At 72.6% G+C, this 13,055-nt stretch carries 7 protein-coding genes; all 7 read left to right on the forward strand.

The window, feature by feature from the left end; genetic code table 11:
* Positions 1 to 110: 110 nt before the first annotated feature.
* The 7 genes from RNC47_RS12975 (at position 111) to RNC47_RS13005 (ending at position 13,013) form a co-directional block, all read left to right on the forward strand.
* On the forward strand, positions 111 to 4,025 hold the full coding sequence (locus RNC47_RS12975; RefSeq protein WP_311598438.1) for an Rne/Rng family ribonuclease: 3,915 nt from the start codon (positions 111 to 113) through the stop codon (positions 4,023 to 4,025).
* 245 nt (positions 4,026 to 4,270) lie between these two features.
* Entirely contained in the window at positions 4,271 to 4,600 is a 330-nt protein-coding gene (gene rplU, locus RNC47_RS12980) for a 50S ribosomal protein L21 (RefSeq protein ID WP_132928975.1), read from the forward strand.
* A gap of 14 nt (positions 4,601 to 4,614) precedes the next feature.
* On the forward strand, positions 4,615 to 4,875 hold the full coding sequence (gene rpmA, locus RNC47_RS12985) for a 50S ribosomal protein L27 (protein WP_311598442.1): 261 nt from the start codon (positions 4,615 to 4,617) through the stop codon (positions 4,873 to 4,875).
* Between the two features lie 122 nt (positions 4,876 to 4,997).
* The gene (obgE, locus tag RNC47_RS12990) at positions 4,998 to 6,452 is read left to right on the forward strand and encodes a GTPase ObgE (RefSeq protein ID WP_311598444.1); all 1,455 of its coding nucleotides are present in this window, start codon (positions 4,998 to 5,000) and stop codon (positions 6,450 to 6,452) included.
* 164 nt (positions 6,453 to 6,616) lie between these two features.
* Entirely contained in the window at positions 6,617 to 8,131 is a 1,515-nt protein-coding gene (locus RNC47_RS12995; RefSeq protein ID WP_394814771.1) for an SDR family NAD(P)-dependent oxidoreductase, read from the forward strand.
* Complete coding sequence (locus RNC47_RS13000) at positions 8,128 to 10,182, forward strand: hypothetical protein (RefSeq protein ID WP_311598448.1); 2,055 nt, start codon at positions 8,128 to 8,130, stop codon at positions 10,180 to 10,182. The genes RNC47_RS12995 and RNC47_RS13000 overlap by 4 nt, the downstream gene beginning before the upstream one ends.
* 62 nt (positions 10,183 to 10,244) lie before the next feature.
* Positions 10,245 to 13,013 carry a CDP-glycerol glycerophosphotransferase family protein gene (locus RNC47_RS13005; RefSeq protein ID WP_311598449.1) on the forward strand — a complete coding sequence of 923 codons (2,769 nt, stop codon included), beginning with the start codon at positions 10,245 to 10,247 and terminating at the stop codon, positions 13,011 to 13,013.
* Positions 13,014 to 13,055: the final 42 nt, after the last annotated feature.

Consider the following 13,055-nt stretch of genomic DNA (forward strand, 5'->3'; position numbering starts at 1 on the left):
AAGCCGGGCCCAGCGGGTCCGGAACCGGCGAGCTACACGACAGCTCCCGAGCGGCGCCGCCCGCTGTGACCGGTGAAGCGCCCGGGAGCGTGGACGGGAGAAACGCCCGCATGCACGAGCCCAACGAGCCCGCCGTCGAGGCGAGCGACAATTCGACTACACCGGGTGACGTCCTTCCCCCGCGCCGTCGCGCGTCTGCTCCTGCCGGAGCGAGCGGCTCGAAGGGCCGCGCGTCGGCGGAGCCGGACGCGGCCGGGGCGGAGCAGGCCGCCACGGACGAGGCGCCGCGCAAGCGGCGGCGCGTGACGCGCGCCACGGCGTCGGCCGAGCCGACGTCCGAGCCCGCCGCGGAGGAGACCCCCGAGCCGGCCGCCGAGCCGCGCAAGCGGCGCCGTGCGACGCGTGCGGCGGCCGCGCCCGAGCCGGTCGAGGCGGCGGAGGAGCCTGCTGAGCCACAGAGGCGGCGTCGGACGACGCGCGCCGCCGCGGCGCCTGAGCCGGTGGCGGAGCCGGCGTCTGCCGAGGAGACACCTGAGCCCGCGGAGCCGCGTAAGCGGCGGCGTGCGACGCGTGCGGCGGCCGCGCCGGAGCCGGTCGAGGCGGCGGAGGAGCCCGCCGAGCCGCAGGGGCGGCGTCGGACCACGCGTGCCGCGGCCGCGCCCGAGCCGGTCGAGCCTGCGACCGAGGAAACGCCCGAGCCGGCCGCCGAGCCGCGTAAGCGGCGCCGGGTGACGCGTGCCACGTCGGCCGCCGAGCCGGCTGCTGAGCCGGTGGCGGAGGCCGAGGAGACCGCGCCGGAGCCGGCGGAGCCGCGTAGGCGGCGGCGTGCGACGCGTGCGGCGGCCGCGCCTGAGCCGGTGGAGGCCGAGCCGGTGGTGGCCGCGTCCGAGACCGCCGAACCGGCGGAGCCGCGTAAGCGGCGGCGTGCCGCGGCCGAGCCGGCCGTTGAGGCCAAGCGGCCCAAGCGACCCGCCGACGAGCCGGACGCGTTCGATGTGACGCGCGTCGAGGAGCAGCCCGCGCCGGCGCTGCTCGGACGGCCCGTCTTCCAGGCCCCGGTGTTCCAGGCGCCCATGTTCCAGACTCCGCAGCGCGCCGCCGAGGAGGCCGCCGAGGCCGAGGCCGAGGTCGAGCCGCTGACCGAGGACGAGGAGGAGCTGGAGCAGGAGCCGGTGCTCGACGAGTCGCAGGACGTCGTCGAGGAGGACGAGGACGAGGCACACGCCGACCGGCCCGCGCGCCGTCGCCGGCGCGGCGGTCGTCGTCGCCGCCGCGGCGAGACCGCCGAGCGCGCCGCCGAGCAGGCCGCGGAGGCCGCCGACGAGGAGCCGGCGGCCCGCGCCCCGGAGCCCGTCGAGCCCGAGGCCGAGCCCGAGGCGGAGGAGGAGACCGCCGAGGCGGAGTCCGAGGAGGACCAGGAGACCGGCGGTGGCTCGCGTCGTCGCCGGCGGCGCCGTCGCCGCAGCGGTGAGAGCGGCGAGGAGGCGACCGGGACCGACGACCCGGAGCGCACCGTCGTCAAGGTCCGCGAGCCGCGTCGCAAGCGGGAGGAGAACGAGGCCCCCGACGGCGTGCAGTCCATCAAGGGCTCGACCCGCCTGGAGGCCAAGAAGCAGCGCCGCCGCGAGGGCCGCGAGCAGGGCCGTCGCCGGGCGCCCATCATCACCGAGGCCGAGTTCCTGGCCCGCCGGGAGGCCGTCGAGCGGGTGATGGTCGTGCGGCAGCAGGGCGAGCGCACCCAGATCGGCGTCCTCGAGGACAACGTGCTGGTCGAGCACTTCGTCAACAAGGAGCAGTCGTCCAGCTACGTCGGCAACGTCTACCTCGGCAAGGTGCAGAACGTGCTGCCCTCGATGGAGGCGGCGTTCGTCGACATCGGCAAGGGCCGCAACGCCGTGCTCTACGCCGGCGAGGTCAACTTCGAGGCGCTCGGCCTCGGCAGCGGCCCGCGCCGCATCGAGTCCGCGCTGAAGTCGGGGCAGCCGGTCCTGGTGCAGGTCACCAAGGACCCGATCGGGCACAAGGGCGCCCGCCTCACCAGCCAGATCTCGCTGCCCGGGCGCTACCTGGTCTACGTCCCCGAGGGGTCGATGACCGGCATCAGCCGCAAGCTGCCCGACACCGAGCGCGCCCGGCTGAAGCAGATCCTCAAGAAGATCGTCCCCGAGAACGCCGGCGTGATCGTGCGCACGGCCGCCGAGGGCGCGAGCGAGGAGGAGCTGACCAGGGACGTCGAGCGGCTCCAGGCCCAGTGGACCGAGATCCAGAAGAAGGCCAGGAAGGGCAACGCGCCGTCGCTGCTCTACGGCGAGCCCGACATGACGGTCCGGGTGGTCAGGGACATCTTCAACGAGGACTTCTCGAAGGTCATCGTCAGCGGTGACGAGGCCTGGGAGACGATCCACGGCTATGTCTCGCACGTCGCGCCCGACCTCGCGGACCGGCTCCAGCGGTGGACCTCCGAGGTGGACGTCTTCGCCACCTATCGGATCGACGAGCAGCTGATGAAGGCCCTCGACCGCAAGGTGTGGCTGCCCAGCGGCGGCTCGCTGGTGATCGACCGGACCGAGGCGATGGTCGTCATCGACGTCAACACCGGCCGGTTCACGGGCCAGGGCGGCAACCTCGAGGAGACGGTCACCAGGAACAACCTGGAGGCGGCCGAGGAGATCGTGCGGCAGCTGCGCCTGCGGGACCTCGGCGGCATCATCGTCATCGACTTCATCGACATGGTGCTGGAGTCCAACCGGGAGCTGGTGCTGCGGCGACTGCTCGAGTGCCTGGGCCGGGACCGGACGAAGCACCAGGTGGCGGAGGTCACCTCGCTCGGCCTGGTCCAGATGACCCGCAAGCGGGTCGGCCAGGGGCTGCTGGAGTCGTTCTCCGAGCCGTGCGTGCACTGCAACGGGCGCGGCGTGATCGTGCACGTCGAGCACGTGCCGACGGCCGGCGGCGGTGGCGGCAAGAAGGGCCGCAAGCGGGGTCGTGGAGCCGAGGCCCCTGCCGGGGCGGTCGCTCCGAAGGAACCGGAGGCCGTGACCGTGGTGCCGGAGCCGGTGGGCCCGGTCGAGCCGAGCGAGCCGGGGACGGAGGAGCCCGTCGAGCCGGTGGTGTCGCTGGAGTCGGTCGAGCCGGAGTCCGTCGAACCCGAGGTGACGGAGCCGCGGCGCCGCCGCCGGGTGGCGCGCAAGGTGAGCGCGCCGGCCGGGCCGCCGAAGGCGGCCGAGGAGCAGCCGGCCGTGGTGGCTGAGCCGGAGCCGACGCCCGAGCCTGAGGCCGTCGCGCCTGAGGCTGAGGCTCCGGCCCGGCCGAGGCGTCGGGTGACGCGCAAGGCCAGCGCCCCGGCCGGTCCGCCGAAGGCGGCCGAGGCGGCCGAGGTGGTGGAGCCGGCGGCCGAGACCGTCGCTCCCGAGCCGGAGCCGGCTGCCGTGCCGGAGCCGGAGGCGGAGGTCGCGCCGCGGGCGAGGCGTCGGGTGACGCGGAAGGTGAGTGCGCCGGCCGGTCCGCCGAAGGCGGCCGAGGTCGTCGAGGAGCAGCCGGTTGTGGTGGCTGAGCCGGAGCCGACGCCCGAGCCTGAGGCCGTCGCGCCTGAGGCTGAGGCTCCGGCCCGGCCGAGGCGTCGGGTGACGCGCAAGGCCACCGCGCCCGCCGGTCCGCCGGAGGCGGGGGAGGCCGAGGTCGTGGTCGTGCCCGCCGCGGAGCGGCCGGAGCGGCCCGCCGAGACCGTCGTCCCCGAGCCGCAGCTGACGGCCGTGGCGCCGCCGCCGCGGCGGCGGGTCTCCGCGCCGGCCGGGTCGCCCGAGGGCGCCACGGAGGCCGTGGTGACCGTCGTGGCCCCCGGCGCGGGCAAGAAGGCCCCGGCCAAGACCGCGAAGAAGGCGGCCAAGAAGACGGCGAAGAAGACCGCCGCCAAGAAGACCGCCAAGAAGGCGGCGGCGAAGAAGTCGACGGCCAAGAAGGCGAGCAAGAGCGCCGCGGCCGAGCAGTCGCAGCCGCCGTCGGTCTCCGCGCAGACCGGCGAGTAACGAAGGAAACCGCACGGCCCTCCCCCGGCTCGGCCCGGGGGAGGGCCGGCCCGTGCGGGGGCGAATTTGACCCCCTTGTCGGCACCTCCGTATTGTTGGCCGTCGGCATGTCACCAGGCAGGCCGATCGCTCCTGAGCAACTACCTTCCCGCGAGGCGCGCGGCGTCGCCGCTCGCGCCGGGGGAGAGGCCGGGTTCGCCCGCTGCTGGCGTCAGGGGTTCCGAATCGAGAAGAGGGAGTTCCGCGTGTACGCGATCGTGCGCACCGGCGGCCGTCAGCAGAAGGTCGCTGTCGGCGATGTCATCGAGGTCGACCGGCTGGCCGGCAAGAGCGCCGGCGACACCGTCGAGCTCTCCACGCTGCTCGTGGTCGACGGCGAGACCGTGACCAGCGACCCGTGGGTGCTGGCCGGCGTCAAGGTCCAGGCCGAGGTCGTCGACCACCACAAGGGCGACAAGATCCGGATCCAGAAGTTCAAGAACAAGACCGGCTACCGCCGGCGGATGGGTCACCGTCAGCTGCTCACCCAGCTGAAGGTCACCGAGATCCCCGCCCCGGCCGCGAACGCGAAGTAAGGGACTTAAGGCAGATGGCACACAAGAAGGGCGCGTCGTCCACCCGGAACGGCCGCGACTCGAACCCCCAGTACCTCGGCGTGAAGCGCTTCGGCGGTCAGACCGTGAAGGCCGGCGAGATCCTGCTCCGCCAGCGTGGCACCCACTTCCACCCGGGCGCGGGCGTGGGCCGCGGCAAGGACGACACCCTGTTCGCGCTCCGCGCCGGCACGGTCGAGTTCGGCACCCACCGCGACCGCCGCGTCATCAACGTGGTCCTGGCCACGGCCGAGTAACCAGCGGCTTTCCACCGAGGGCGGACCGACTTCCCGGCAAGGCCGGGAAGAGCGGGTCCGCCCTCGGCGTTTCACGAGCGACGTTCACCACATCACCGACCCCCGCCTGGAGGCACACCGTCATGACCACCTTCGTGGACCGCGTCGAGATCCATGTCGTCGCGGGTAACGGGGGCCACGGCTGTGCCTCCGTGCACCGGGAGAAGTACAAGCCGCTCGGCGGCCCCGACGGCGGCGACGGCGGGCGCGGCGGGGACGTGGTGCTGGTGGTCGACCGGGACGTGACCACGCTGCTCGAGTACCACCACCGGCCGCACCGCAAGGCGACCAACGGCAAGCCGGGCGCCGGCGGCAACCGCACCGGGGCGGCCGGCGAGGACCTGGTGCTGCCGGTCCCGGACGGCACCGTGGTGCTCGCCGCCGACGGGACGCCGCTCGCCGACCTGGTGGGCGAGGGCACCACCTACGTGGCCGGGCAGGGCGGCCGCGGCGGGCTCGGCAACGCGGCGCTGGCCTCGCCGCGCCGCAAGGCTCCCGGCTTCGCGCTGCTCGGCGAGCCGGGCGAGGAGCGCAGCATCGTCCTCGAGCTCAAGACCGTCGCCGACGTGGCGCTGGTGGGCTTCCCGAGCGCCGGCAAGTCCTCGTTGATCTCGGTGCTCTCGGCGGCCAAGCCGAAGATCGCCGACTACCCGTTCACCACGCTGGTGCCGAACCTGGGCGTGGTGACGGCGGGATCCACCGTCTTCACCGTCGCCGACGTGCCGGGGCTGATCCCGGGCGCCAGCGAGGGCAAGGGGCTCGGGCTCGAGTTCCTGCGGCACGTGGAGCGCTGCTCGGTGCTGGTGCACGTGCTGGACTGCGCGACGCTGGAGCCGGGCCGTGACCCGTTGACCGACCTGGACGTGATCGAGGAGGAGCTGGCCAAGTACGGCGGCCTCGACGACCGGCCGCGGATCGTGGTCCTCAACAAGACCGATATTCCGGAGGGGCAGGATCTGGCCGAGATCGTTCGGCCGGATCTCGCCGCTCGTGGCCTGCGGGTATTCGAGGTGTCGGCGGTCTCGCGCAAGGGCCTGAAGGAACTCTCCTTCGGGCTGGCCGAGCTGGTCACCCGGGCTCGGGAGGCGCGGCCGAAGGAAGAGTCGACACGCATTGTGATCCGCCCGAAGGCCGTGAATGACGCCGGCTTCACGGTAACCGCCGAAGGTGAAGGTTTCTTCAGGGTCCGGGGTGAGAAGCCGGAGCGTTGGGTGCGGCAGACCGATTTCTCGAATGCCGAGGCCGTGGGCTATCTCGCGGACCGGCTGAACCGGCTCGGCGTCGAGGAGGCACTGGCCAAGGCCGGCGCCAGGGAGGGCGACGGGGTGGCCATCGGCGGCGACGACGACGCGGTCGTGTTCGACTTCGAGCCCGCGATGGTGGGCGGCGCCGAGATGTTGGGCCGGCGTGGCGAGGATCACCGGATGAACGAGGTGCGGCCCGCCGTGGAGCGGCGCAAGGAGCGCGACGCGCGCCGCCGGGAGGCCCGACAGGACACCGCCCAGCGGGAATTCGAGGAATTCGACCCATTTGACTGAGCGTGTCCCCCGTTCCCCGGTGGCATCGCTGAGTAACGCGCCAACATCACAAAGCGATAACAGTCGACAACGGTTCATCCGGTTTAGGGGTCAAGCTTCTACGGGGGTTAACCTTCTCCTCGCGTAGCCGACACCTTTTGATACCGGCAGGAGCTGCCTTGTCCATCCAACCCGAAGGACCGTCCCCACACACCACCGCGGTCGTTCTCGCTGGCGGCACCGGACAGCGAGTGGGTCTCTCCATACCGAAGCAGCTGATCAAGATCGCGGGAAAGGCGGTCATCGAACACACGCTGGCGGTCTTCGAGGAGTCAGCCGACATCGACGACGTCATCGTGCTGATGGCCCCGGGCTACGCGGGGGACGTGGAGCGGCTCATCGCCAAGAGCGGCCTGACCAAGGTCAGCCGCGTCGTCGAGGGCGGCGCCACGCGCAACGAGACGACCCGCCGGGCCATCGAGGTGCTCGGCGAGGGCCTGGCCGAGGGGGAGGACCGCAACGTCCTCTTCCACGACGCCGTGCGCCCGCTGCTCTCCCAGCGCGTCATAACCGACTGCGTGCGGGCCCTGGAGCGCTACCAGGCCGTGGACGTCGCGATACCGTCCGCCGACACCATCATCGTGACCCGCACCCACGGCGAGGACGGCGAGTTCATCACCGACGTCCCCGACCGCTCGCGCCTGCGGCGCGGCCAGACCCCGCAGGCCTTCCGGCTCTCCACCATCCGCCGCGCCTACGAGATAGCCGCCGGCGACCCGAACTTCCAGGCCACCGACGACTGCTCCGTGGTCCTGAAGTACCTGCCGGACGTGCCGATCCACGTCGTCCCGGGTGACGAGTTCAACATGAAGGTCACCCAGCCCGTCGACGTCTTCATCGCCGACAAGATGTTCCAGCTGGCCTCCACCGCGGCCCCCCAGCAGTCCGACGAGGCCGCCTACCGCGAGCAGCTGTCCGGCAGGACGATGGTGGTCTTCGGCGGCTCCTACGGCATCGGCAAGGACATCGCCGACCTCGCCGCCCGCTACGGCGCCACCGTCTACCCGCTGGGCCGCTCCACCACCGGCACGCACGTCGAGAACCAGGGCGACATCGCGGAGGCCCTGGAGAAGGCCTACGCCGAGACCGGGCGCATCGACTACGTGGTGAACACCGCGGGCGTGCTGCGCATCGGCAAGCTCGCCGAGACGGACGACGCCACCATCGAGGAGGCGCTGACCGTCAACTACCTGGCGCCGGTCCGCATCGCCCGCGCCGCCCACAAGTACCTCGCCGAGACCTCGGGGCAGCTGCTGCTCTACACCTCCAGCAGCTACACCCGCGGCCGCGCCGAGTACAGCCTCTACTCGTCCACCAAGGCCGCCATGGTCAACCTCACCCAGGCCCTGGCCGACGAGTGGGCCGGCGACGGCGTCCGCGTCAACTGCGTCAACCCGGAGCGGACCGCCACCCCGATGCGCACCAAGGCCTTCGGCCAGGAGCCCGCCGGCAGCCTGCTCTCCTCCGAGGCCGTCGCCAGGACCTCGCTCGACGTGCTGCTGTCCGCCATGACGGGCCACGTCATCGACGTCCGCCAGCAGGACCCGACCGCCGAGGCCAGCAACGCGGGCTCCTTCGAGCGCGCCCTGGCCGCCGCCCTCAACGCCGAGCAGGCCGACGCCGCGGGGGAGGTGGCATGATCGCAAGTCTCCTGCGCCGCCTCGTCGGGGTGGCCTCCGGCGTCGAGCTCGTCGCGGCGCTGGTGATGGCGGCCGGCTATCCGCTGATGCTCGCCACCGCGCTGCTGCCGTCCGCCGGCGGCTTCGCCGTCGCCGCGGTCTGCTCCTACCTCGGCGACCACTTCCTGCACCGCCGCGGCTCCTACGTGCTGGTGCGGCTCGGCAAGGCCAGGCTCGGCCTCACCATCCGCTTCCTGATCAGGCAGCTGCTGCTGATCCTGCTGCTCGTCCGCTCCGACTGGGGCGACGAGGCGGTGTACTACGTCGTCGGCCTGCTCGTCTTCTACGGCCTCCAGGCCCCGCACACCGCCCTGGTGATGGTGCTGCGCCGTAAGCGCCGGCTCCCCATCACCACCCGCAACATCGACCTGTCGACCCTGCCGGTGCCCGACGGGCCGCCCCGCTGGCTCACCCACCGGGCCGTGGAGAAGGTGCTGCACACCGAGGTGCCGATGTTCCTCGGCCTGCTCGCCGCCGCGGCCACCGACGAGATGGTCTACGCACAGGCCGGTATCGCCGCCACCATCGCCCTGGTGCTGGTCTACATGCTGGTGCTGCTGCCGTTCTTCAGGTCGAGCAAGCTGCCGCCCGACCCGGACCGCACCCTGGAGTGGTTCGACGAGTGGCTGCGCGCCGAGCGGCCCACCGTCGCGCTCTACTTCTCCGGCTCCAAGGACTCCGCCTACCAGGCCAACATGTGGCTGGAGACCCTGGAGAAGCTGGACGAGAAGGCCATCGTCATCCTGCGCGAGCGGGCCATCATGGCCCGGCTCGGCACCACCACGCTCCCCGTGGTCTGCGTGCCGAGCGCCGTGCACCTGATGCAGATGGACCTGTCGATGCTGCGGGTCGGCCTCTACCCGGCCAACGTCGGCAAGAACCTCCACCTGCTGCGCGTGCCCACCATGAAGCACGTCTTCATCGGCCACGGCGACAGCGACAAGATCGCCAGCATCAACCCCTACGCCAAGGCGTACGACGAGGTGTGGACCGCGGGCCGGGCCGGCCGCGACCGCTACGCGCTCGCCGACGTCGGGGTCCGCGACGAGGACATCGTGGAGGTCGGCCGGCCGCAGCTGGCCCCCATCGCCACCGGCACCGGGCAGCCGCCCGCCGGCCGCATCCCGACCATCCTCTACGCCCCCACCTGGGAGGGCTGGACCGACGACCCGGGCAACACGTCGCTGCTGCTCGCCGGCGAGAACATCATCCGGCGACTGCTCGACTCGGAGCGCCCGGTCCGCGTGCTCTACAAGCCGCACCCGTTCACCGGCACCCGCGACCGCGCGGCCGGCGTCGTCCACCAGCGGATCGTCGCCATGATCGAGGAGGCCGCCGCCAGGCGCGCCGCCGACCCGCGCTGGGCCGCGGAGGCCGAGCGCACCGCGCGGGAGCGGGCGCACGCCCAGGCCGCGCTGCGCGAGCTCACCGCCGCCCGGCCGGCCCTCACGCTGGCCGCCAGCTGGGACGACGCCTCCGCCTCGCGCGACGCGCAGACCCCGCTCGACCAGGCGCCGGAGGAGGAGCGGCGGTTCCGCGAGTGGAACGAGCTCTACTGGCGCTCCCAGGGCTGGTGGGAGCACCGGGTGATCACCGGGCCCGAGCCGCGCCTGTTCGACTGCTTCAACGAGTCGGACGCCCTGGTCTCCGACATCTCCAGCGTCGTCTCCGACTGGATCGCCAGCGGCAAGCCCTACGCCGTCACCGACTCGGCCGGTCTCGGCGAGGACGAGTTCAAGCGGCAGAACACGGCCGTGCGGGCCGCCGTCATCCTGTCCAACGACGCCGCCCAGCTGGGCGAGCTGCTGGACGCGGTGCACGAGCCGGCGGCCGACGTGCTGGCCACCCAGCGCGCCGAGCTCAAGCAGTACCTGCTCGGGCCCGACCAGCCGCCCTCCCAGGAGCGGTTCGCGGCCGCGGTGCGCGCCCTGGCCGCCAGGGCGTCGGCCCGTAACCGGGCCCAGGGCGAGGCGGGCGCCGACGACGCGCCGGCCGCGGTGCCGGCGCCGTAACGCCAGGCCACGCCCGAGCCAACAGGAAGAGACGTGGAAGAGCGGGAAGAGAAGGCACTGACGTGGTAGCCAAGCCAGAAGACATCATCCCCGAGGAACTCGCGCGCCGGTTGCGGTTCCTCCCGGAGGCCACGGACGAGGACCAGCGTGCGTTCCTCGACGCGGCCGCCGAGTTCCTGGCCGCTGCCGACTCGGCCAAGCTCCGCAAGCTCCCGCCCATCGCCCGCATCAAGTGGGAGCTGGTCCGCGAGCGCAGGCTCGCGGACCTGCTCACCGTCATCGACTTCGAGCGGGTCAACCCCTCGGCCTTCCCCGTCCGCGGCCGGCTGCGCCCCTACGTGGCGATCCCCGGCGTGGACAGCCGCAGCCTGCCCGCCTCCGTCACCCGGCTGCGGCTGCGCGAGATGCCGGTGCGGGCCAAGGCGACCGAGGTGCTGTGGCAGGACGGCAAGATCGTCGTGCACGGCTACGCCTTCGTCGCCAACCTGCCGAACGGCCCCGGCACGCTGCCCAGGCTGGCCTGGCTACGCGCCCCCGGCGGGCGCCGGATCCCGGTCCGCTTCCGCGCCCAGGAGTCGCTGCGCGCCACCCGCGACTCCAAGCAGGCCCTGCACAACTACGACAACGCCGGCTTCGAGATCACCATCGACCCGGCCAAGCTCAAGTCGCGCGGCAAGTGGAAGTCCGGCACCTGGGGCCTGACGCTCGCCCTGCCGCGCCCCGGCGGCTATGTGCCGGGCAAGGCCCAGCGCGTCGACGTCGGCTCCGCGGGACACTCGCAGGCCCGCTACCTCGGTGACGGGGCGCGGCTGATCGCCGGGTTCCACGAGGACGTCTTCCAGCTCACCATCGACGTCCCCGAGGCCGAGGTCACCGACCAGACCGCCACCGCCGACGCGCTGCGCCTCGGTCTCCGCTCGCCGGCCGGCGGCAAGCGGCCCACCAAGCTGCGGGTGGTCCGCAAGGGGCAGCAGGGCGGCGTCGAGTACCCGCTGGCCCCGCAGGAGGCCGGGGACGGCGACCAGCGGTGGGCCCGCTGGGGCGCCGAGATCCCGTTCGACGACCTGACCGTGGCCACCGAGCCGACCGAGAAGACCCACGACTTCATCACCCACATCGAGTTCGCCGACGGCTCCTCGCGCCGCGCCACCGTGCTCGAGGGCTTCCTGCCGGGCCGCTACCTGCGCCCGGGCGGCCGCGAGATCGCGGTGACCACGGACGGCCCAGGGCTGCTCAAGCTGCACGACCGGGCCAGGCAGGCCGTGGTGGACCGGATGGAGTGGACCCGTGACGGCGTGCTGCTCGTCGAGGGCTCCTACACCGGGCCCGGCGACCGCAAGCGCTTCGTGCTGCGGCACGGCGAGCGGTTCGAGGAGCACGTGCTGCCGCTCAACTGGACGGACTCCGAGAGCCGGTTCAGCGTGCGGATCACCCCCGACAAGATGACGTCGTACGACGCGGTGCTGCCGCTGCGCGCCGGCCGCTGGTACTTCTCGCTGCGCGACCAGGACGCGTGGGGCAACAAGGGCGACGTGCCCGTGAAGCTGCGCGCCGACCTGATCGACACGCTGCCGCTGAAGAAGCGGGTCGCCGGCCGCACCTACGCCGTCAACCGCCGCTACTTCGACCGGCTCTTCCTCGGCTCGGGCCCGGTGCTGCGCGGCGAGGAGCGCGGCGCCTACCGGCAGCGCGAGCTGCGCCAGGTGCACACCCCGGCGTTCAAGCGGGAGCCGCTGACCGAGAGCGTCTTCTACAACAGCTTCGGCGGCAAGCAGTTCTCGGACTCGCCGCGCGCCATCTACGAGGAGTTCGTGCGGCGCGGCATCGAGGTCGAGCACCTGTGGTCGGTCGCCGACGCGCAGGTGGACCTGCCGCCCGGGGTCCGCCCCGTGGAGTGGCACAGCCGCGAGTGGTACGAGGCGCTGGCCCGCAGCCGGTACGTCGTCACCAACGTCGGCCTCGGCGACTGGTACGAGCGGCGCGACGGGCAGTGCGTCGTGCAGACCTGGCACGGCACGCCGCTGAAGAAGATCGGCGCCGACCTGCTCGGCACCCCGAAGGCCAACCTCCAGTACATCGCCAGCCTGCCGCACCGGTTCCGCCAGTTCGACTTCGTGGTCTCGCCCAACGCGTTCACGACGCCGATCATGCGCAACGCCTTCCGCTGCGAGGGCGAGATCCTGGAGTCCGGCTACCCGCGCAACGACATCTTCCACCGGCCCGACCGGGAGAAGATCGCGCAACGGGTGCGGGCCACCCTCGGCATCCCCGAGGGCCGCAAGGTGGTGCTGTACGCGCCGACCTGGCGGGACGACCAGCGGCACACGGCCTCGAAGTTCAAGCTCGACCTGCGGGTCGACCTGACGGCGGCGCGCGAGGCGCTCAGCGACGACCACGTCTTCCTGTTCCGCAAGCACCCGAAGATCCTGGACGCGATCCCGGGCGCCGGGCAGGGCTTCGTGTACGACGTGTCGGCCTACCCGGACATCGCCGAGCTCTACCTGATCACCGACGTGCTGATCACGGACTACTCCTCGGTGCTGTTCGACTTCGCGCACTCCGGCAAGCCGATGCTCTTCTTCACCTACGACCTGGAGCACTACCGGGACACCCTGCGCGGCTTCTACTTCGACTTCACCGAGCGGGCGCCCGGGCCGCTGATCAAGACCTCGGCCGAGCTGATCCACGCCATCCGGACCGCCGACACGGTGCGGCGCACCTACGACGAGAAGTACGCGGCGTTCGTGCGGGACTTCTGCGAGCCGTCGGACGGCCTGGCCACCGCCCGGGTGGTGGACCGGATGCTGGAGATCGGGCAGGCCAAGGGCTGAGCCGGGCCACCGCGTGACGAAGGCCGCCGGGGCCCTGCCCCG

The organism is Streptomyces millisiae (assembly GCF_031845425.1).
Taxonomy (GTDB): Bacteria; Actinomycetota; Actinomycetes; order Streptomycetales; family Streptomycetaceae; genus Streptomyces; species Streptomyces millisiae.

What these genes read in the sequence shown, in the direction of transcription:
- RNC47_RS12975 (WP_311598438.1), top strand. Translation starts at nt 111, where the DNA reads ATGCACGAGCCCAACGAGCCCGCCGTCGAGGCGAGCGACAATTCGACT.
- rpmA (WP_311598442.1), top strand. Translation starts at nt 4,615, where the DNA reads ATGGCACACAAGAAGGGCGCGTCGTCCACCCGGAACGGCCGCGACTCG.
- obgE (WP_311598444.1), top strand. Translation starts at nt 4,998, where the DNA reads ATGACCACCTTCGTGGACCGCGTCGAGATCCATGTCGTCGCGGGTAAC.
- RNC47_RS13000 (WP_311598448.1), top strand. Translation starts at nt 8,128, where the DNA reads ATGATCGCAAGTCTCCTGCGCCGCCTCGTCGGGGTGGCCTCCGGCGTC.